Raw genomic sequence first — 19,969 nt, 5'->3', positions numbered from 1 at the left:
CGCACTGCGTCGCTCCCTCCCCGATGCCCTGGACAATCGCAGATGTCGTGGCCGCCACGGGGGCGCGAATGGCCACCGCGCTGCCCTGCCCCGAACCGTGCTTTGCTGCGGTGTCGACCGATTCGCGCCACGTGTCGCCTGGGCAGTTGTTCTTTGCGTTGCGCGGTCCTCAGCACGACGGGCACGACTTCGTAAATCAGGCGTTTGTGGCCGGGGCCGCTGCCGCGGTCGTCGAGCGAATGCCCCCTGCCGCCCCGCCGGGTCGGCTGCTGGTCGTTTCCGACTCGTTGCGTGCCCTCGGCGACCTCGCGGCATGGACGCGCCGGCAGTACCCATTGCGTGTCGTCGCGATTACGGGCAGCAACGGCAAGACCACGACCAAGGAGCTGGTGGCCGCGGTGTGCGAAACCGCGGCCGGTGGCGCCGGTGCGGTCCTGAAGACCGAAGGGAATCTCAATAACCTCATAGGCTTGCCGTTGACGTTGTTGCGGCTGCGCGGCTCTGAGACGGTGGCCGTGCTGGAGCTGGGGATGAACCAACCGGGCGAGATCGCACGCCTGACCGAGATCGCCACTCCGACCTGTGCGCTGATCACCAACATCGGACCGGTTCATCTCGAAGGGGTTGGCGGCACCATTGCGGGCGTCGCGGCAGCCAAGGGGGAGTTGTTCGCAGGCCTGGCGCCGGACGCGATCATGGTTGTGAACCGCGACGACGAGCACGTGCGTCGCCTGGCCGTACCGTTTCCGAATCGCAAGGTGACTTACGGCGTGGATGGCGATCTGCGCGCGCACCATGTACGTGACGTGGGGACCGATGGTGTGGCGTTTACTCTCGCACTCGGCAACCGCGAGGCCGAGGTGCGGCTGCGGCTTATGGGAGCCCACAACGTCCAGAATGCCCTTGCCGCAGCCGCGGTGGGTCACGCGTTGGGTATCGACCTCGACGTGATCGCCGCGGGCCTTGCCCGCGCCGAGGGGGTGGGCATGCGGTTGCAGGTCATTCGGCTGCCGAACGGCGTGACGATCCTCAACGATGCGTACAACGCCAACCCGTCCAGCGTGGAGGCCGCCCTGCAGGCGATCCGGCACCTGCCCGGGCGACCCGTGGTGGTGGTGGGAGAGATGCGGGAGCTGGGCGACGAGACCCGGCGCGCTCACCGGCAGGTTGGTGAGCGCGCCGGCGCTCTCGGTGTGTGGCAACTGATCGCCGTCGGGGACTGTGCCGCGGACGTCGTTGCCGGTGCGCGGTCCGCCGGCATGCCCGCGGACCGCGTCCACCGCTGCCCCACGCACGCGGCGGCCGCCGCCGTCGTACGGGCGCATTGGCGGAAAGGCGACAACGTCCTTGTTAAAGGGTCGCGCGGTGCGCGAATGGAGGAGGTCGTGCGGTTGCTGCAAGCCGCCCGGGACGAGCCCTGATGCTGTATCACCTCCTCTATCCCCTTCACGTCAGTCACTCGGCCTTCAATGTCTTTCGCTACATCACTTTCCGAACACTGATCGCAGCGCTTGCCGCGCTCCTGATCTCTTTCCTTCTCGGCCCCTGGGTGATTCGTCACCTCACGGCGCGGCAGATCGGGCAGACCATTCGCCCTGACGGACCGGAGCGGCATCTCTCGAAAGCGGGTACGCCGACGATGGGAGGTACCCTCATCCTGTTTTCGTCGCTCCTGGCGACGCTGTTGTTTGCCGACCTGGCCAACTTCTACGTCTGGCTCATCGTCGGCGTGACGGTCGGTTTTGCCGCCATCGGATTCGTAGACGACTACAGCAAGCTTCGCCGGGGCAACGCCCGTGGTCTCAGCGGACGCGAGAAACTTGCCGCGCAGTTCGCCCTGGCAGGGCTGGCCGCGGGGGTGCTCTTTACGCGCCCGGACTTCACCCCCACGGTCTACGTGCCCCTCTTCAAGGATGTGTCGATCTACCTGGGTTGGGGATACGTGCCCTTCGCGGCCCTTGTCGTGGTCGGGGCGTCCAACGCCGTCAACCTCACCGACGGACTCGACGGACTGGCCATCGGCCCGGTCATGACGACGGCCTTTACCTACGGTGTGTTCTCGTACGTTACCGGCAATGTCAGACTCGCCGACTACCTGCAGCTCCCCTACGTGCCCGGCGTCGGTGAACTCTCCATATTCTGCGGCGCGCTTCTCTGCGCCGGTCTCGGGTTCCTCTGGTTCAACGCTTACCCGGCCGAGATGTTCATGGGCGACGTCGGGTCGCTGCCCCTCGGGGCAGCGCTGGGGCTGGTGGCGCTCGCCACCAAACAGGAGATCGTGCTGGTCGTCGTCGGCGGCGTGTTCGTCGTCGAAGCGCTTTCGGTGATCTTTCAGGTTGTGTCCTTCAAGCTTCGCCGTAAACGCGTCTTCCGTATGGCGCCGATTCATCACCACTTCGAACTCAAAGGGTGGCCCGAACCGCAGATCATCGTCCGCTTCTGGATCGTTTCGATAATCTGCGCCATTGCCGCTCTCAGTACCTTGAAGCTGCGATGACATCGGGGTTCGCGCCGAACCGTTGCCTCGTTCTCGGAGCCGGGAAGACCGGCCGGAGCGTCGCGGCGTTTCTCGCCGGTCGCGGCACGAGGATCCGGCTGGCGGAGCGTGCGGCAGCGGCGCTTGAAGGTTCGCCCGGCATACCCGGCGTCGAAACGCGCGTAGGTGACGACAGGGCCGATCTTCTCGACGGCGTCGACCTTGTCGTGCCCAGTCCCGGTGTGGCCGCGCAACACCCAACGCTGCGGCGCGCCGTGGCGCGCGGTATACCGGTAGTGAGCGAGATAGAGCTTGCGGCACACTTTCTATCCTGCCCCTTGCTTGCCGTTACGGGCACCAACGGCAAGAGCACCACGACCACCCTCCTCGGTGCGATGGTCCGTGAGGCAGGCCGGCGCGTTTTTGTGGGCGGTAACCTCGGCACGCCCCTGATAGATGCGTGTGCGGACGGTGTCGCCTGGGACGCGGTTGTCGTCGAGGTGTCGAGTTTCCAACTCGAATGGGTGCGGAGCTTTCGCCCGACCGTGGCCGTCATGCTCAACCTCACTCCGGATCATCTCGATCGCTATCGCGGCATGACCCCTTACGGCGCGGCCAAGGCGCGCCTGCTCGCGGCGCAGCAGCCCGGCGACGTGGCGGTTCTTAACCGCGACGACCCGTGGGTGTGGGAACAGCGCCGGCGTACACGGGCGGCGGTAGTGTCTTTCGGCCGCGAGCCGGTCGAGTTCGGTACCTTCGTCGCCGGCGATGCCCTGACCTTCTGGGGGCCGGCACCGGGGGCGCATCGCTTCGCCCTCGGGCGGGTGCACCTGAAGGGCGCGCACAACCGCGAAAACATGATGGCGGCGGTAACCGCCGCGGCCATCTGGGGAGTGCCTCCCGATGCGATCCAGCGGGCCCTCGATGCAACCCGCGGACTGCCGCATCGGCTCGAGCTGGTCCGCGAACTAAGAGGGGTGAGGTTCTTCGACGACTCCAAGGGCACCAACGTCGGTGCGATGGAGAAGTCGCTGGAGAGCTTCGATTGCGGCGTCGTGTTGCTCGCCGGCGGGTACGACAAGGGCGGCGACTTCCGGGGCCTGGGCCCATTGCTCGCCGGTCGTGTCAAGCACGTCGTGCTCTTCGGGGCTGCCGGCCCGACCATCGATGACCAGCTTCCCCCGGGCACAGATCGCACCGTGACGCCGAACCTGGCCGCGGCGGTCGAGAAGGCCGCCGCCCTCGCGACCGCCGGCGACACCGTCCTTCTATCTCCCGGCTGTGCGAGTTTCGACGAATTTTCCGACTATACGGCCCGCGGACGGCGCTTCCGCGAGATCGTGGAGGCCCTGTGAAGCCCCGACAGTCCCTGCAGAGCCTGCGCCAGCGTGTGGTCATGCCGCGCCTGCACCGGCCCGACTGGTGGTTGCTGCTGGCGACCGCAACGCTGGCCGGACTTGGCGTGGTGATGGTGTTCAACGCCAGCTACTTCTTCGCGCAGTATCGCTACGAAGATCCGCTGCTGTTCTTCCGGAAACATGTCATGGCGCTGATCTGGGGCACCGTGGCGCTGGTGGGGGTGTCGCGGGTGCGACTGCAATGGTTCGAGCGCCTCGCCTTGCCGTTTGCGGCGGGTGTCGCCGTGGCACTGGTCTTAACCCTGATCCCCGGCCTTGGCGTGGTGCGCGGCGGCGCCCGTCGCTGGCTCGCGCTGGGGCCCCTGGGTTTTCAGCCGTCGGAGCTCGCCAAGATCGCCGTCGTGCTGTTCCTGGCGCGCACCCTGTCGATGCGCCGCGAGTCGCTCCAGGGGCTGGTTGCCGGGTTGCTGCCGCCGCTGCTTTCGGTTGGCGCATGCGTGTTGCTCATCGTGGCCCAGCCGGACTTCGGCACCGCCGCCATCATTATCATGGTTCTCGGGCTGATGCTGTTTGGCGCCGGAGCCCGCGCCACGCATCTGGTCGGCCTGGTCCTGCTGGCGGTGCCGCCGGTGATCTACGCCGTCGTGTACGCTCCCTACCGGCTGCGCCGCGTCCTCGCCTTTCTCGATCCCTGGAAGTACAGCCAGGACATCGCCTTTCAGTTGGTGCAGTCTCTGATCGCCTTCGGTTCCGGCGGGCTCACCGGTGTCGGACTCGGGGAGAGCCAACAGAAGATGTTCTTTCTGCCCGAGGCCCACACCGACTTCATCTTCGCGCTCGTCGGCGAAGAACTCGGTGTCCTCGGAGCGATCGGCGTCCTCGGCCTGTTTGCCCTCCTCGGAGTGCGCGGCTTTCGTATCGCCCTCCGACATCCGGACCCGTTCGGCAGCCTGCTCGCCTTTGGCCTTACGCTGGTGATCTTGCTGGAGGCGATCGTCAACGTCGGGGTGGTGGTCGGCTTGCTGCCCACGAAAGGCCTCGCCCTGCCGTTTCTGAGTTACGGCGGTACGGCCCTGGTTTGCACCATGATCGAGATCGGCATCCTGACCGCGCTTTCGCGCATGACCGGGTAGGAATGCGTATGATCGTCGCTGGCGGGGGGACCGGCGGTCACCTCTTCCCGGGGCTGGCCGTCGCTGAAGAGGTGGCCGCGCGCGGCGCCGAGGTGCTCTTTGTCGGCAGCGCGTTCGGCATCGAGGCGACCGCTGTGCCGCAGACTCGCTTCCGCTTCGAGCCGATCGTAGTGCGCGGTGCACGCGGACGCGGGCTGCGCGGGCTGATCGAGTTTGCCGGTCAGTTTCCCGCTGCCGTGCGCCGCGCCCGCCATCTCGTGCGCGAGACGAGACCAGACGTTGTTCTCGGGCTGGGAGGCTACGGATCGGTGCCCGTTGTGGTCGCGGCCTGGTCTCTCGGCGTACCGAGCGTGTTGATGGAACAGAACGTTCACCCCGGCCTCGCCAATCGCTGCCTCGCTCACGTGGCGCGGCGGGTATGCACGACTTTCCGAGAAAGTGCCGCATTCTTTCCGGCCGGGAAGGCGGTGCAAACCGGCAACCCGGTACGCCGACTCGTGGCCGCCGAGGTTCCCCGCTCCGAGGCGTTCACGATCTTCGTGTTCGGTGGAAGCCAGGGCGCCCACACTATCAATGTGGCGGCAGTTGACGCGGCGGGCATTCTGAGGGAAAAGCTTTGTAAACTCCGAATTGTTCATCAAACCGGGGCAGCGGACGAAAGTTGGGTGCGGCGGCGGTATCAGGAGATGGGAGTGGCTGCGGAGGTGCTCCCGTTTGTGCACGACATGGGTACGGCGTACGGCCAGGCCGATGTGGTCGTTTGTCGTGCCGGTGCGACGACTCTGGCCGAACTCGCCAGCGTCGGCCGCCCTGCCATTCTCGTCCCGTACCCCTATGCGGCCGACGATCATCAGCGCCGCAACGCGGAGGTCCTTGCGCAGGGTGGCGCCGCGGAGGTCGTCCTCGACCGCGATCTGAACGGGGCTTTGTTGGCCGAACGGATACTTGCACTGGCGGCCGATACGCCGCGCCTGCGGTCGATGGCGGTCGCCGCCCGGCGTTTTGCGAGACCGGACGCGGCGGCGCAGGTGGCCGACATCTGCCGGCAGGTTGCCGGGGCGCGGAGGTGACGGCGTGAGCGAATCGTTCCGGAAACCGCGCAAGGTGCATTTCGTCGGCGTTGGGGGTGTCGGCATGAGCGGCATCGCCGAACTCTGCCTGCACATGGGGCACGACGTTAGCGGCTCCGACATGACCGAGAACGAGGCGACGCGGAGGCTGGTGCGCCTCGGCGCAAGAGTGGCGCTCGGTCATAACGCCGACCTGGTCGGGCCGGAAACCGACGTCGTCGTTATCTCCTCCGCCGTCAAGTACTCGAATCCGGAAGTGGTCCGTGCCCGTGAGCTGAAGACGCCGGTTATTCCGCGGGCCGAGATGCTGGCCGAACTCATGCGCACGAAGTGGGGCGTCGCCGTCGCCGGGACGCACGGCAAGACGACCACCACGTCGCTGGTAGCGGCGGTCCTGGCGCGCGCCGGGCTCGATCCGACCGTCGTTATCGGCGGCAAAGTGCACGCCCTCGGCAGCAACGCCCAGTTGGGCAACGGCGATCTCATGGTTGCCGAAGCCGACGAAAGCGACGGCACCTTCCTGCTGCTGTCGCCGACGATCGCGGTCGTCACTAACATCGATCCCGAGCACCTCGACTTCTACGGCGACATGGAGCGGGTCAAGTCGGCTTACCTCGGCTTCGTCAACCGGGTGCCGTTCTTCGGATGCGCGGTTCTTTGTATCGACGACGCCACGGTGCGCGGCCTGCTGCCGCACGTGCGCAAGCGGGTCATCACCTACGGTACGAGCGCCGATGCCGATTATGTCGCACGCGACATCGCCGTCACCGGCATGGAAACCCGCTTTCTGGTTGAACGCGGAGGATCGATCTGGGCCGAGGCGACCGTCCGGATGCCGGGACGGCACCATGCCCTCAATGCACTGGCGGCTCTGGCCGTAGCCGCCGAGCTCGACGTCGACGTCGAGACGGCCTGCCGCGCTCTGGGCGAATTCGGCGGGATCCACCGCCGCTTCGAAATTTGCGGCGAACCCGCCGGCGTCATGGTCGTCAGCGACTACGGCCACCATCCCACCGAGATCCGCGCCACTATCGCCGCCGCGCGGGAGGGCTTCGGCCGACGCATCGTGGTGCTCTTTCAGCCCCACCGCTTCTCGCGCACCCGCGACCTGTTCGCCGAGTTCCTCGAGGCGTTCGACGACGCCGACCAGGTGTTCCTGACCGATATCTATCCTGCCGGCGAAGAACCCATCGAAGGCCTCGGCGGCGAAGTGCTCTACGGCGCCCTGCGGCGGCGCGGACATGTCGACGTGGCCTACGTGTCGGCGTGGCGCGATCTCCCCGAGGTTGTACAGGGCAGCGTCCGCCCCGGTGACCTCGTGCTTGTACTGGGTGCCGGATCGATTCACGAAGTCGGTGACATGCTGGTCAGACGCCTTTCGGGCACGGAGGCGGTTAGCGTCCAATGATCCCAGCGGTTTCGGGCCAACCGGGCGCGTCGCATCTGGAGGGTATGCTCCCCGGACGGGTGCGCTTGCACGAGCCGCTGAGCCGCCACACCTCGTTTCGGATCGGCGGACCGGCTGATATCTGGATCGACGTCGTCGGCGCTGCCGACATCGGTACCGTACAAGCCGTCGCGGGGGCGGAAGGACTCCCTCTCACCGTCGTCGGCGGCGGCACCAACATCCTCGTGAGCGATCTTGGCGTGCGCGGCATCGTGATCCACCCCGGCCGATCCCTGGTGTCGACGGAATGGTCGGAATGCCGCGGCGGTATCCGCGTGCGCGCGGGGGCCGCCCTGGCCCTCAAGCGGCTGGTCACCGAAGCGATCGAACGTGGCCTGGCCGGGCTCGAATTCGCCGAGGGGATCCCCGGCTCGGTTGGCGGGGGTCTGCTCATGAACGCCGGGGCTTTCGGTGGAGAGTTGTCGCAGGCGATTACGGGCGTCGAAGGCGTGGATGGAGACGGCAAGGTCGTTCGCCTGTCGCGTGAGGTGCTGCTATTTCAGTATCGCCGCCTCGACCTGCCCGCCGGGTTCGTGATCACGCACGTCGAGTTCCTCCTCACGCCCGGGGAACGCGAGGCGATCGAGGCGAGGCGCGCCGACGCCAAGCGACGCCGCGAGAAGCATCAGCCGCTCGGCTATCCGAATGCGGGGTCCATCTTCAAGAACCCGCCGGGGCTATTTGCCGGCCTCCTGCTCGAGTCCGTGGGCATGAAGGGCGAACGATGCGGTGGCGCCATGGTGGCCGTGGAGCACGCCAACTTCATCGTCAACGTCGGCCACGCGAGCGCCGCCGACGTTCGTGCGCTCATGGCCGAGGGGGCGCGACGGGTGTGGGAGCGACACGGCGTGCGTCTGGAACCGGAAATCCGGCTCGTGGGTGAGTGGAGGGAGGTCTGATGCGGCGGGGCATTGTCCGCAAACGACCGGTGGTCACCCGCCCCCGCCGGTGGCGGTCGTGGCGAGCCCTGGCGGTCAGTGTGGTCAGCGCCGTCCTGGGTCTGGGTCTCGCAGGGGCCGCCTGGCACGGCGCGCCTCTCCTCCTGCGGGCCGCCAAAGAGCATCAGTATTTCAGGGTGTCTGCCGTCGACCTCAGCGGCAACGTCCGGCTCACCCGTGCCGACATCTTGCAAGCGGCGGGCATCTCCGAGGGAATGAGCATCTGGGACGCCCTGCCTCACGCGACGCGGTTGCGGATCGAGCAGAATGCCTGGATCGAACGCGCCAGCGTACGCCGCAGCTTTCCGAATCGAATCAGCGTTCGCGTTCGGGAACGCCGGCCTTTGGCGATCGCCCGGCTCGACGGATTGTACTACGTGGATCGGCACGGCCGCGTGCTGGGACCGCTGCGCGACGACGACAGCCGCGACTTCGTCATCATCACCGGGCTGGCCGGAGACAACGCCGATGGCTTCACGGCTGTCGGACTGCACCGAGCCGCCAGGTTGCTGCGCATGTGCGAACGGGTGTCGTGCTTCGAGTCCCTGTCGGAGGTCCGCGTCGAGCGGCGGCGTGGCATTACCGTGTATCCCGTTCGGCCCCCGGTCGCGGTCACGCTCGGATGGGGTGGCTGGCGCCACAAACTCGTTCGCTCGGCGCGCGTGTTCGCCCTCTGGGGCGGGCAGGCCGAGCGGCTGGAGAACGTCGACGTGTCGTTTCGAGATCAGGTGGTCGTGCGGCTGCGAGCCGAGGAACGGCCGGCTCCCGCAAGGCCCGCAAGGCGCGGCGTCCGGATATGAACGGTAACGAGAAGCAATGGCCGAGTGCGCGGAGATGATGGCGGTGTTCTCGTGCGGTTCGGGGTGTGAGGCGGGGCGGCGACATGGCTAAGAAGCCTGAGCTACTGGTCGGACTCGATATCGGTACCTCGAAGGTTGCGGCCGTCGTGGCCGAAATCGATCACGAAACGCTCAGCGTTGTCGGGCTGGGCTCGGCGCCCTGTAACGAAGGGCTGCGGCGCGGCGTGGTCGTTAACATCGACGCAACCGTTCAGGCGATCGAACAGGCGGTTAAGGAGGCCGAGGTCACCGCCGGCTGCGAAATCCACAGCGTCTTTGCCGACGTCACCGGCACGCACGTCAAGGGCTTCAATTCCCATGGCGTCGTGGCCGTGAGGAATCGCGAGGTCGATCACGCCGACGTGGACCGCGTCCTCGACGCCGCCACCGCGGTTGCACTGCCGGCCGACCGCGATATCCTCCACGTGCTGCCGCAAGACTTCGTTCTCGACGGACAGGATGGCATCCACTCGCCGCTCGGGATGTCGGGCGTGCGCCTCGAAGCGCGAGTGCATCTGGTGAGCACGGCAACCGCGTCGGCGCAAAACGTCGTCAAATGCTGCGAGCGCACCGGTCTCCACGTCTCCGACCTCGTGCTGGAACCGCTGGCGACCGCGGAGGCGGTGCTGACCCCGGAGGAGAAGGAGCTCGGCGTGGCGCTGGTGGACCTCGGCGCCGGCACGACCGACGTCCTCGTGTTTCACGAGGGCGCGCTGCGACACACCGCGGTGCTGCCGCTCGGTGGTCATCACGTGACCAGCGACATCGCCGCCGGCTTGCGCACCCCGTTCCGCGATGCCGAGGTCCTCAAGCAGCGCAGTGGCTGTGCGCTGGCCCGCCTGGTCGGCCGGGAACAGCACGTAGAGGTGGCCAGCGTCGGCGGTCGCACCCCGCGAATGCTGTCGCGACACATGCTTGGCCAGATCGTCGAAGCGCGTGCCGCCGAGATAATAAATCTCGCCCAGGAGCAGATCGTTCACTGCGGCTATGGCGAATCTCTCGGTTCCGGCGTTGTTCTTGCCGGCGGCGGCGCGCTGCTCGAGGGCATTACCGCCCTTGCCGAAGGGGTATTTCAGACCCAGGTGCGGATCGGCTATCCGCTGGGGATCAACGGCGTCGCGGAGGGCGGACCGGATGTGAACAGCCCCGTGTACGCCGCGGCGGTCGGGCTGGTGCAATATGGCGCTCGGCCCCGCGACTATGTTGCGGTGCGCGCCGACGACACGCACCTCCTCGGTCGGGTCCGGCAGCGGGTGAGGGGATGGGTGGAGGCGTTTTTCTGATGACGCAGCGGCCTTTGCCGGCTAAAGGTGGCGGTGTCGGCGCAGAGGGCTTCGAGGATCACGATTACACTCGCGGGTCGGAAGCGGTCCGCCGGAGGAGGAAGGATGATAGAGCTGGTTGGGAAGAGTGATGTGCTGGGAGCTCGTATCAAGGTCATCGGCGTGGGTGGGGCCGGCGGCAACGCGATCAACACGATGATCACATCGGGGTTGACCGGCGTCGACTTCATGGCCGCGAACACCGACATGCAGGCGTTGTCCGCCAACCTGGCGCCCACCAAACTGCAACTCGGCGGCACGCTGACCAAGGGACTCGGGGCCGGGGCGAATCCCGACGTCGGCCGGCAGGCGGCCCTCGACGACAGCGAGATCCTGCGCGAGCAGCTCGCCGGCGCCGACATGGTGTTCGTCACCGCCGGCATGGGCGGCGGCACCGGGACCGGCGGCGCACCGGTGGTTGCACGCATCGCCAAGGAACTGGGCGCCCTTACCGTGGCGGTGGTCACCAAGCCGTTCCAGTTCGAAGGCAAGAAGCGCATGCGCCAGGCGGAAGAAGGCATGCGCGAGGTCAAAGATGCCGTCGACACCCTGATTGCCATCCCGAATCAGCGCCTGCTTGCCGTTGCCGGCCGCAGCTCCTCGCTGCTCGATACCTTCAAGAAGGCCGACGACATCCTCATGCAGGCCGTGCGCGGTATCTCCGACCTGATTACGGTCCACGGCCTGATCAACCTCGACTTCGCCGACGTGCGCACGATCATGGCCGAGATGGGCATGGCTATGATGGGCACCGGCATCGCCAGCGGCGAAAACCGTGCCGTCGAGGCCGCGCAAAAGGCGATCTCCAGCCCACTGCTGGAGGATGTCTCGATTCACGGCGCCAAGGGCGTGCTCATGAACATCACCGGCAGCCACGACCTGTCGATGCACGAGGTGAGCGAGGCCGCCTCGCTAATTCAGGAAGAGGCGCACGAAGACGCCAACATCATCTTCGGCGCGGTCATCGACGAGCGCATGGGCGACGACGTTCGGATCACGGTTATCGCTACGGGCTTCGGCGAGCCTGTGCGCGAAGCACGACGCCCGAGCCTCGGCATCGCCGTCGGCGACCGCCCCCGCGAACTCAGCCGTCCGAGCATCGGTGTTCCGCGGGAGGTTCCTTCGCCAGCCGCCGGCATCCGCGCACTGTGGGCCAAGAACGCCCCGCGCGAACGCGTCAATGGCAACGGCCGCCCGACCGTCCACATGGGTACGATTGTTGACGACCTGGAAGGACCGACCTGGCAGCGGCCTTCCGCCGAGGCCGCACCCGGCAATGGACACGGCAACGGCAATGGCGCGGCCAGAGATGCTCGGGAAGCGGGATATACGATGTCGTCCGACGATCCCGACGACCTCTACGAGATTCCCGCCTTCCTGCGGACCAAGAGCGCGGGCTGATCGCCGGCCCGCGAACCCCTGGTCGGGTGCCGGGCGGGGCTGCACTCCTCCGCCCACGCGAGTGACCGCCCGGCACCCGCCCTCCGACGCCCCGCGGCGCAGTGCGGCATGCCTGCGCCGTACGGGCAGGTAGCGTGCGCGCCCCTTTTCTGTGGATCGGACAATCTCCATCGATTTCGGGCACAAAGACAGCTCCCTTCTGCCCCATCGACGGAACAAACGCGTTGCTGGGTGATGCTATCGATGCTATCAGAATGCCGTGGCGCAGTTGATCGTCCGGAGCATCGAGGAGAAGGTCGTGATAGAGCTCAAACAACGAGCCGCACGTCGCGGCGTCTCCATGGAGGAGGAGCACCGCAGGATCCTTCGCGAGGCGCTCAGCTACCGGGCCCGAGGGGCGCGACACTCGTTCAAAGAGCATCTGGCCATGATGCCGGACGTGGGTGATGATAAGCTTTTCGAGCGTCAGCCAGCGCGGCTGCGCCGCGTGCGGCTTTAATGGCGTTTCTCCTAGACACAAACATTCTATCCGAGCTGCGCAAGGGTGAACGGGGCAACTCGTTGGTTCGCCAGTGGTTCTCCGCTCTCGACGCGGATGATCTGTACGTGAGCGTGCTCGTTGTCGGTGAGATCCGCCGGGGGATCGAGCTCTTGCGCGCGAGAGATGCGCAAGGGGCGATCGCATTGGACCGCTGGCTTAACGAGCTCGAGCGCCGCTATGCGGATCACATCCTGCCGGTAACGTTGGAAATCTGCCGTATCTGGGGCGGGATGAGCCTTGCGCGCCCACTCGCACCCATCGACGGCCTGATGGCGGCGACGGCCGTATACCACGGGATGATTCTGGTCACTCGCAACGTTAAGGACGTGGGACGGTCTGGCGCTGCAGTGTTCAATCCGTGTACGTCCGCGTGATCTCGCCATTGCGCGCGGGAACGGCGTGCCGTTGCCGCTTACCCCGGGTGGCGCTACAGTCCGAGCCTTCGGAGCACAGCGAGCTTGTCAGCCTGGCAGGTCGAGGAACGCGCCCGCGTGCGGCGGGCCGGCGAACGCGTCCTGTTTCCCAAGAAACAGCACGGCGACCTGCGCGTGTGCCTCGTCTACCCGAATCGCTACCCCGTCGCGATGGGAAATCTCGGCTTCCACGCCGTATACGAAATCTTCGACAGCCATCCCGCCGTCGTCTGCGAACGCGCCTTCCTGCCCGATGACGACGAGGCAGCCGTCATCGGCCGCGGCGAGCTTCGCAGCCTCGAATCCCATACCCGCGTGCAGGACTTCGATATCGTCGCCTTCTCGGTGTCTTTCGAGACCGACTACTGGCACGTCGTGCGGCAATTGGACCTGATCGGGATTCCACTGCGAGCGGCGGAACGCGGCGACCATGCCCCGCTCGTCATTGCCGGCGGTCCGGCAACGTTTCTCAACCCTGAACCCCTGGCCGATTTCGTCGACCTGTTCCTCCTCGGCGAGGCCGAGGAGATGCTTCCGGAGTTCATCGAGGTACTCGTCGAAGTCTGCGGCCCGCGCCCGCCGCGCCGCGCCCCGTGGCGGACCCTCCTCGGAGCTTGCGCCGCGCGCGTTGCCGGGGCCTACGTTCCCGCCCTGTACGAACCGGCGTTCGATGGCCCGGTGCAGTGCGGGCTGCTCTACCGTGGCGCCGGCGCGGCCCGGGTCGAACGACGACTCGTTCGGGATCTGAACCGCTTCCCCACGACAACCCGCGTGCTGAGCGACGAAGCCGTCTTCGGCGACATGATGCTGGTCGAAGCCAGCCGCGGGTGCCAATGGGGTTGCCGCTTCTGCGCCGCCGGATACATGTACCGTCCGATCCGCACCCGCGGCGTCGAACGGTTGGCCGAAACGATCCGCGCCGGTCTCCAGGCCCGCGACACGATCGGCCTGATCGGCGCCGAGATGGCGAGCGTTCCCGGACTCGACTGCCTCGCCGAACTGGCCGCCGATGCGGGTGGCCGGGTGTCGCCGTCGTCGCTCAAGGCCGACTGCGTAACCCCGCGCCTCGCCGCGGCCCTCGGGCGCGGCCGCAACCGCAGCGTTACGGTGGCTCCCGAGGCTGGGTCGGAACGGATGCGCCGCGTCATTAACAAGAACCTCAGCGAGCCCGATATACTGCGCGCCGCCGATTTGCTCGTTGGCGAGGGCGTTCAGGACCTCAAACTGTACTTCATGATCGGCCTGCCCGCGGAGGAGCCCGAGGACGTGACGGCAATCGCCGAGCTCACGGGCAGGATTCGCAGTCGTCTGTGCGACACCGAACGCGCCCGGCGGCGCGTTGCCCGCATCACGGCGTCGGTCAATCCGTTCGTACCCAAACCCTGGACGCCCCTGCAATGGGATGCCATGGAGACGATTCCGCGGTTGAAGCGCAAGTTCGTCGTGCTGCGGGAGAACATGCGGACCATCCCGAATGTGCAACTCGATACCGAGTCGCCGCGCGAAGGGTATTTCCAGGCCATAATGTCTCGCGGCGATCGCCGCATCGGCCGCGTGCTGGAAGCTGTCCACGCCGCCGGCGGCGATTGGTGGCAGGTCATTCGTGCCTGGCAGCGTGACGGTCTCTCCGGCCTGCCGCATCCCGACGAGTACGTGCATCGCCGGTACGATGAGGACGAGCTGCTGCCCTGGGATTTCATCGATCACCGCATCGACCGGAGATACCTGAGGGCTGAACGCCGCAAAGCCATGCTCGCCAAACAGACACCGCCGTGCGACACGTCGACGTGTAAAGCGTGTGCCGCGTGCTGACGGTAAGGTCATGATCGTCGGCATCGGGGTGGACATCGTGGAGGTGCGGCGCATCCGCGCGGCGCTCGACAACCCGCAAACCGGCGAACGATTCCGTGACCGCGTCTTCACGCCCGGCGAGATCGCTTATTGCGCCCGCCGACGTACCGGTGTGGAGAGTTACGCGGCCCGTTTCGCGGCGAAAGAAGCGGTCGTGAAGGTCCTCGGCAAGCTGGTCGACTGGCGGGAGATAGAAGTCGTTCGCGGCGACGGTCCGCCCGCGATCTGCCTGCACGGCGGCGCCGCCAGACGCGCCGCCGAACTCGGCATCCAAGAGTTCCATCTGTCGGTCAGCCACACCGCCGAGCACGCCATCGCCTACGTCGTCGCCACCTGTTAGACCTGACGCTTGGGCAGCAGGATCAGCACGGCGACCGCCCATGCCCCGCAACCGAAGCCGAGTAGCGTCCACAGGCCGCGCGGGTAGCCGTTGTTACTCGCGAACAGACCGCACATGATCGCATCGATAACGTGCACCAGCAGCACCGTCCGCAGCACTGTGCTCGGGTCGATGTCCGCCGGCATGAACAGCCCGACGAGAGACATCCACGCTATCACGGTGTGCCAGGCCAGGGTCGGACCCTCTTGCAGGTTCGGGCGTGCCGTGCCGGGCACGCGGTTGACGTTGCCGGTGCCTTTCTATACTCCGGACGCATGCCGGGCAAAGCCTCACACCCCCAGAAGGATAATATGCTGCAATGGCTGTTCGAACGCGGCGAGGAAGCGGTTGCGCAAGTCGCCGAAGAGCTGCTCGGACGTAAGGATGTGGCGCGCGGAGCGTCGCATGCCGCCGCCGGCGCGGCGAAGGCCAAAGGCCGCCTCGACAAGAACATCGAGACCCTCCTGCACCTGCTGAACGTGCCGTCGCGCACCGATTACGACAAGTTGCTCGTGAAGGTGGAGCACCTGCAGGGCAGCGTGGTCAACCTGAGCCTCAAGCTCGATCGCCTGCTTGCGGCACTCGATGCGGCGAAGAAATCCGCGCCGGCCAGACCGCGCCGCTGACCGCGCTCCCCGGGCACTCGCTCACCAGCCTTCGTCCGGGTTGGGAACGTCGCCGCGCAGGAGTGCGACGTCGGCCTCGTCTCGCAACCGCTTGCTCCGCCGGAGGCCCGGATCCGCGGCGGCACGTTCCTTCATCGCTATCAGATCGTCCTTGCGGACGATCGCGACCGAGACGCCGAGCGTAACAGGATCGAGGGCGAATCCTAATCGCGAAGTTAGGAGAGCCCCGGGTCTCAAGTCGGAGGTCCGAATTCGTTCTTGCCGCAACCTCGCAACCGCTCCGCAAAGCGACGCAAACCCTCCAACGTCGCCGGGGCGTCCGTTAGCGCGGGTATCGCGGCAAGCAAGGGCGCGCCGGTTTCTGTCTGCAGCCGATCGAGCGCGGCCGCGTGCGCCTCGGACAATTTGCGCAGATCGGCGTACGTGCGCAGAAGCTTGCAGCGGAGCGCTTCCGTGCATGACGCGAGACGCGCGTCCGCCGCGCTCAGGGCCGGAAACCCCAGCACGCGGTTAGCGATCACCCCCGCGACCGGGAAACCGGCGTCGACCAGCTCGCGGTGGAATGCGGTCGTGGTTCGGATCGTGTGCGGATCGGGGGTTGTCACCAGTACGAACGCCGTCGCCGGCGCGCGCAACAGCGCATCGACCTCGCGCGCGCGGCGACTGAAACCCTCGACCATCGTCTCGAAACCACCGACGAAGTCCGCCAGATCCCGCAGCAGGTCGAGACCGGTCCAGCGCTGCAGTGCCTTCAGCAGGGCCGACAGAGTCAGTCGACCCGCCGCGGAGTCGGTGATGGCCAGCACGCTCGCCGGCGATTTCAGGAAGCTGACCGCGCGCGAGGCGAGCAGGTTAACCAGTCGATCGGGCGCCGCAAGCAGGTCGCGGGCGTGCGCACTTGGAGGTGTGTCGACGACAATGGTCCGATACCGCCGGCCGTGCGCCAGCTCGTGCAGCTTCTCCATGGCCATGTACTCCGCCGAGCCGGCGAGGCCGTTGGAGAGTTCCTGGTAAAGGCGGTTGCCGAGGATGCGTGCAGCGGTTGCCTGGTCGGGGGCGAACCGCTCTATGAGCGCGTCGAAGGTGCGCTTCGTGTCGAGGGCCAGGGCGTCGAAGTGGGCGTCGCCGGCGTCGACCCGGTGCGGGTCCACCGAGAGCGCATCGAGGCCGAGGGCGTCCTTCAGGCGGCGCGACGGATCGAAGGTGATCACGGCCGTGCGTCTTCCATCGAGCGCCCCGGACAGGGCCAGTGCGGCGGCCGTGGTCGTCTTGCCGACGCCTCCCGGCCCGAGGCAGACGACCAGATGACGTCGCAGCAATTCGCGAATCGTCGGCGCCCTTCCCGTGGCCTGGCGCCGAGCGACGCCGGACCTCGGTGCCCCCGTCGTCATACCAACACCACGCGACCGAGCGTGCGGCCGATCGGGGTCAGGTCGTCGGTAATAACGTTGAGGCTGAAGAGCTCGCGGACGACGATCGGCATCGCCCCCAGCGCGCGTCGCAGCACGCCGATGTGTCGGTCGGCCTCGCGGCGGCGCTCGATGGCAAACTGCGCCGCCTCGGTGACCGGTCGCGCAATCCCGGCCCGTGCGATCCGCGTTGCCTCCGCCGCCGAGAAGCGGCGCGGGAAGACGCGGTTTACCACCGGACGAGCGACTCGCAACCCGAGGTCGGTCGTCAGGGCGGCGTGGGTCTCGATGGTTTCCCGCACCGACATTTCCTCGGGAATGCTCACCAACACCACCTGCGTGCGCATGCGGTCAGCGAGAAGATTGCGAAGCCGCCGCGCGGTGTGTCCAATGGGTCCGCCCCCGACCATGGCGGCGAGGCTGTCCGGCGCGCGCAGCAAGGTCAGCGCGTGCCCGGTCGCCGGCCCGTCGAGCAGGACGAGGTCATAGCGGGGGGCGCGGCGTCCCTCCGGTTCCAGCCACGACAGCACCTGTTCGAGCAACAGATACTCCGTGAGCGCCGGAGCCGCCGTGGTCAGGGCGTTGAAGGTGTGACTGGCAAACAGCCGTTTCGACAGGAACCCGAAGCGCAGCAGACCGGTGAAGTAATCTTCTACCAGACGGCGCTGGTTGACCTCGACCGCATCGATGCCGCCGGCAACGGCGAAGGGGACGGTCTCGAGACGCCGGTGTCCGAAGAGGTGAGCGAGACTGCCGTCGTGGGCGGTTTCCACCACCAGCGTGCGAGCCCCCTTCGCGGCGGCGTGTGTGGCGAGGGCGGCGGCGATCGTGGTCTTGCCCACGCCTCCCTTGCCGGTGACGACGATGAGACGCGCACCGCGCATGGCCGCGGATGTTAGCGCGGATCGGCGTGGAACACAGGCCCGGCGGCGCAGGTTGTCAGGGTGCCGCGCCTGATGCCGTTGGCCCCGGGGATGCGCACCTCGGCCGTTGCATTTCTCGGCCCGGCGCGGCAAGCGTGCGCACGCAAGGAGGGTGCTGCGCATGGCGAAACACGTGCTGGCTATCGACCAGGGGACCACCGGCTCGACGGTTCTGATCTACGACGCCGCGGGCAAATTGCGCGGCCGCGGCTATTCCGAGTTCAAGCAGTACTACCCGCGCCCCGGCTGGGTCGAGCACGATCCCGAAGAGATCTGGACCGTAACCCAGCGTGTCGCCCGCGCGGCGCTGCGCAACGCCCGCCTCAGTCCCCGCGACATCGCGGCTATCGGCATAACCAACCAGCGCGAAACGACCGTGCTGTGGGACCGCATCACCGGGAAGCCCGCCTGTCATGCCGTGGTCTGGCAGGACCGGCGCACGGCCGACACGTGCGCACGCCTCAAGGCCGACGGCGTCGAGCCGCTGGTGCGCGCCAGGACCGGGCTCGTCCTCGATCCGTACTTCTCGGGCACCAAGGTGCAATGGCTGCTCGATCATGTCCGCGGTCTGCGCGCCAGAGCCGGTCGCCTCGCCTTCGGCACGGTCGATAGCTGGTTGGTCTGGAAGCTCACCGGCGGCGCCGTCCACGCCACCGACTTCACCAACGCTTCGCGCACGCTGTTGTTCGACATTCATGCGCGGCGCTGGGACGAGGAGTTGCTGCGGCTGTTTCAGGTGCCCGCCGAGATGCTGCCCATGGTGGTGCCGTCGGCCGGAGTGGTCGGTACCACGACGCGCACGGCCTTCGGTGCCGAGGTGCCGATCGCCGGCATCGCCGGCGATCAGCAGGCCGCACTCTTCGGTCAGGCGTGCTTCCACCCCGGAGCCGTGAAGAACACCTACGGAACCGGTTGCTTCCTGCTCATGTTCACCGGCGACCGCGCGGTAACCTCCGAACGTGGCCTGCTCACGACGCTGGCCTGTGGCGCCGACGGACGTCCGGCCTACGCGGTTGAAGGCGCGGTCTTCGTTGCCGGGGCCGCCGTGAAGTGGCTGCGCGACGGGCTCGGGGTGATCCGCCGTGCCGCCGAATCGGAACGGCTGGCCCGCAGCGTGGATTCGACGCTCGGTGTCTATCTGGTCCCTGCCTTCGTCGGTCTGGGCGCACCTTATTGGGACGCCGCGGCGCGTGGCGCGATTGTCGGCCTGACGCAGGGAGTATCGGCCGCCCACATAACCCGTGCGACGCTCGAGTCGCTGGCCTATCAGACGCGCGACGTCGTCGACACGATGGTCGCCGAGTCGGGCGAGCCGCTCGCCGGGCTGCGAGTCGACGGCGGGGCCGCGGCCAACGACTTCCTCATGCAGTTCCAGGCCGACATCCTCGGGGCGACCGTGGATCGGCCGCAGCAGATCGAGACGACCGCTCTCGGTGCCGCCGCGCTCGCCGGCCTCGGTGTGGGGGTGTGGAAGTCGGCCCGCGATCTCGAGCGGGTGCGCAAGCGCGATCGGTTGTTCAAACCCCGCATGGCCCCCGAACGCCGCGAAGCCCTGCACCAGGGCTGGCGCCGCGCCGTGGCCGCGGTACGATCGCTGGGATCGTAGGGAATCGTCCAAAGTCTCAAGTCGGCTAGACGCGAGAGCCGGGAGGGCGAGGCTCCTGCCGAGCCGCCGTCGGACCGCTGCTTCGGACGGAAAGCCCGGGACTCTGGACTTCCGACTGCGGACTTCTCACCTGGGACGTTCGACTTCTGATTTGGGGCTTCCCTAATCCGGCGGTAAGCCCACCGACGGGCGCCAATAAACCCCGCGGGCAAGCGAATTCACCTGCCAGATTGTCGC

Annotated in this window: 19 protein-coding genes; 16 read left to right on the top strand and 3 right to left on the bottom strand. The window is 67.1% G+C overall.

Annotation, left to right across the window (positions count from 1 at the left end; genetic code table 11):
* The first annotated feature begins 68 nt into the window (after positions 1-68).
* From murF to acpS, 14 genes are all read left to right on the top strand, one after another.
* Positions 69-1,421, top strand: a complete 1,353-nt coding sequence (gene murF / locus L6Q96_18500) for a UDP-N-acetylmuramoyl-tripeptide--D-alanyl-D-alanine ligase (GenBank protein MCK6556546.1) — start codon at positions 69-71, stop codon at positions 1,419-1,421.
* A complete protein-coding gene (gene mraY / locus L6Q96_18495) occupies positions 1,421-2,497 on the top strand; it encodes a phospho-N-acetylmuramoyl-pentapeptide-transferase (GenBank protein MCK6556545.1) in 1,077 nt (358 codons plus the stop codon). Before murF ends, mraY begins: the two co-directional genes overlap by 1 nt.
* Positions 2,494-3,831 (top strand): UDP-N-acetylmuramoyl-L-alanine--D-glutamate ligase, encoded by a 1,338-nt coding sequence (gene murD, locus L6Q96_18490; protein ID MCK6556544.1) that lies wholly within the window; start codon positions 2,494-2,496, stop codon positions 3,829-3,831. The genes mraY and murD overlap by 4 nt, the downstream gene beginning before the upstream one ends.
* Positions 3,828-4,967 carry a putative lipid II flippase FtsW gene (gene ftsW / locus L6Q96_18485; GenBank protein MCK6556543.1) on the top strand — a complete coding sequence of 380 codons (1,140 nt, stop codon included), beginning with the start codon at positions 3,828-3,830 and terminating at the stop codon, positions 4,965-4,967. The genes murD and ftsW overlap by 4 nt, the downstream gene beginning before the upstream one ends.
* 8 nt (positions 4,968-4,975) lie before the next feature.
* A complete protein-coding gene (gene murG, locus L6Q96_18480; GenBank protein MCK6556542.1) occupies positions 4,976-6,037 on the top strand; it encodes an undecaprenyldiphospho-muramoylpentapeptide beta-N-acetylglucosaminyltransferase in 1,062 nt (353 codons plus the stop codon).
* Positions 6,038-6,101: 64 nt separating this feature from the next.
* Positions 6,102-7,445, top strand: a complete 1,344-nt coding sequence (gene murC, locus L6Q96_18475; GenBank protein MCK6556541.1) for a UDP-N-acetylmuramate--L-alanine ligase — start codon at positions 6,102-6,104, stop codon at positions 7,443-7,445.
* Positions 7,442-8,383, top strand: coding sequence for a UDP-N-acetylmuramate dehydrogenase (murB, locus tag L6Q96_18470; protein ID MCK6556540.1), 942 nt, complete (start codon positions 7,442-7,444; stop codon positions 8,381-8,383). The genes murC and murB overlap by 4 nt, the downstream gene beginning before the upstream one ends.
* The gene (locus L6Q96_18465) at positions 8,383-9,222 is read left to right on the top strand and encodes an FtsQ-type POTRA domain-containing protein (protein ID MCK6556539.1); all 840 of its coding nucleotides are present in this window, start codon (positions 8,383-8,385) and stop codon (positions 9,220-9,222) included. The genes murB and L6Q96_18465 overlap by 1 nt, the downstream gene beginning before the upstream one ends.
* Positions 9,223-9,305: 83 nt before the next feature.
* Positions 9,306-10,544 (top strand): cell division protein FtsA, encoded by a 1,239-nt coding sequence (gene ftsA / locus L6Q96_18460; protein ID MCK6556538.1) that lies wholly within the window; start codon positions 9,306-9,308, stop codon positions 10,542-10,544.
* 105 nt (positions 10,545-10,649) lie between these two features.
* The gene (gene ftsZ, locus L6Q96_18455) at positions 10,650-11,984 is read left to right on the top strand and encodes a cell division protein FtsZ (protein MCK6556537.1); all 1,335 of its coding nucleotides are present in this window, start codon (positions 10,650-10,652) and stop codon (positions 11,982-11,984) included.
* A gap of 259 nt (positions 11,985-12,243) precedes the next feature.
* Positions 12,244-12,483, top strand: a complete 240-nt coding sequence (locus tag L6Q96_18450; protein MCK6556536.1) for a DNA-binding protein — start codon at positions 12,244-12,246, stop codon at positions 12,481-12,483.
* Positions 12,483-12,899, top strand: a complete 417-nt coding sequence (locus L6Q96_18445; protein ID MCK6556535.1) for a type II toxin-antitoxin system VapC family toxin — start codon at positions 12,483-12,485, stop codon at positions 12,897-12,899. The genes L6Q96_18450 and L6Q96_18445 overlap by 1 nt, the downstream gene beginning before the upstream one ends.
* 84 nt (positions 12,900-12,983) lie before the next feature.
* Entirely contained in the window at positions 12,984-14,750 is a 1,767-nt protein-coding gene (locus L6Q96_18440) for a radical SAM protein (GenBank protein ID MCK6556534.1), read from the top strand.
* Positions 14,737-15,129, top strand: a complete 393-nt coding sequence (gene acpS / locus L6Q96_18435; protein ID MCK6556533.1) for a holo-ACP synthase — start codon at positions 14,737-14,739, stop codon at positions 15,127-15,129. Before L6Q96_18440 ends, acpS begins: the two co-directional genes overlap by 14 nt.
* Here the strand turns inward: acpS and L6Q96_18430 are convergent.
* Entirely contained in the window at positions 15,126-15,404 is a 279-nt protein-coding gene (locus L6Q96_18430; GenBank protein ID MCK6556532.1) for a hypothetical protein, read from the bottom strand. The two genes, acpS and L6Q96_18430, sit on opposite strands and share 4 nt — an antisense overlap.
* Before the next feature lie 75 nt (positions 15,405-15,479).
* On the opposite strand from L6Q96_18430, the gene L6Q96_18425 reads away from it, so the two are divergent.
* Positions 15,480-15,794 (top strand): hypothetical protein, encoded by a 315-nt coding sequence (locus L6Q96_18425; GenBank protein MCK6556531.1) that lies wholly within the window; start codon positions 15,480-15,482, stop codon positions 15,792-15,794.
* 233 nt (positions 15,795-16,027) lie between these two features.
* Here the strand turns inward: L6Q96_18425 and L6Q96_18420 are convergent, their stop codons facing one another.
* Both L6Q96_18420 and L6Q96_18415 read right to left on the bottom strand, forming a co-directional pair.
* On the bottom strand, positions 16,028-17,185 hold the full coding sequence (locus L6Q96_18420; protein MCK6556530.1) for an ArsA family ATPase: 1,158 nt from the start codon (positions 17,183-17,185) through the stop codon (positions 16,028-16,030).
* Positions 17,182-18,087 (bottom strand): ArsA family ATPase, encoded by a 906-nt coding sequence (locus L6Q96_18415; GenBank protein ID MCK6556529.1) that lies wholly within the window; start codon positions 18,085-18,087, stop codon positions 17,182-17,184. The genes L6Q96_18420 and L6Q96_18415 overlap by 4 nt, the downstream gene beginning before the upstream one ends.
* Before the next feature lie 160 nt (positions 18,088-18,247).
* On the opposite strand from L6Q96_18415, the gene glpK reads away from it, so the two are divergent.
* A complete protein-coding gene (gene glpK, locus L6Q96_18410; GenBank protein ID MCK6556528.1) occupies positions 18,248-19,732 on the top strand; it encodes a glycerol kinase GlpK in 1,485 nt (494 codons plus the stop codon).
* Positions 19,733-19,969: the final 237 nt, after the last annotated feature.

The sequence above is a fragment of the Candidatus Binatia bacterium genome, assembly GCA_023150935.1.
GTDB lineage: Bacteria > Desulfobacterota > Binatia > HRBIN30 > HRBIN30 > JAKLJW01.
This window is presented reverse-complemented; position numbering and strand designations above follow the sequence as displayed.

Coding starts and splice junctions, on each gene's coding strand:
- murF (MCK6556546.1), top strand. CDS start 69: ATGGCCACCGCGCTGCCCTGCCCCGAACCGTGCTTTGCTGCGGTGTCG.
- mraY (MCK6556545.1), top strand. CDS start 1,421: ATGCTGTATCACCTCCTCTATCCCCTTCACGTCAGTCACTCGGCCTTC.
- murD (MCK6556544.1), top strand. CDS start 2,494: ATGACATCGGGGTTCGCGCCGAACCGTTGCCTCGTTCTCGGAGCCGGG.
- murG (MCK6556542.1), top strand. CDS start 4,976: ATGATCGTCGCTGGCGGGGGGACCGGCGGTCACCTCTTCCCGGGGCTG.
- murC (MCK6556541.1), top strand. CDS start 6,102: ATGAGCGGCATCGCCGAACTCTGCCTGCACATGGGGCACGACGTTAGC.
- murB (MCK6556540.1), top strand. CDS start 7,442: ATGATCCCAGCGGTTTCGGGCCAACCGGGCGCGTCGCATCTGGAGGGT.
- L6Q96_18465 (MCK6556539.1), top strand. CDS start 8,383: ATGCGGCGGGGCATTGTCCGCAAACGACCGGTGGTCACCCGCCCCCGC.
- ftsA (MCK6556538.1), top strand. CDS start 9,306: ATGGCTAAGAAGCCTGAGCTACTGGTCGGACTCGATATCGGTACCTCG.
- ftsZ (MCK6556537.1), top strand. CDS start 10,650: ATGATAGAGCTGGTTGGGAAGAGTGATGTGCTGGGAGCTCGTATCAAG.
- L6Q96_18445 (MCK6556535.1), top strand. CDS start 12,483: ATGGCGTTTCTCCTAGACACAAACATTCTATCCGAGCTGCGCAAGGGT.
- L6Q96_18425 (MCK6556531.1), top strand. CDS start 15,480: ATGCTGCAATGGCTGTTCGAACGCGGCGAGGAAGCGGTTGCGCAAGTC.
- L6Q96_18420 (MCK6556530.1), bottom strand. CDS start 17,185: ATGACGACGGGGGCACCGAGGTCCGGCGTCGCTCGGCGCCAGGCCACG.
- L6Q96_18415 (MCK6556529.1), bottom strand. CDS start 18,087: ATGCGCGGTGCGCGTCTCATCGTCGTCACCGGCAAGGGAGGCGTGGGC.
- glpK (MCK6556528.1), top strand. CDS start 18,248: ATGGCGAAACACGTGCTGGCTATCGACCAGGGGACCACCGGCTCGACG.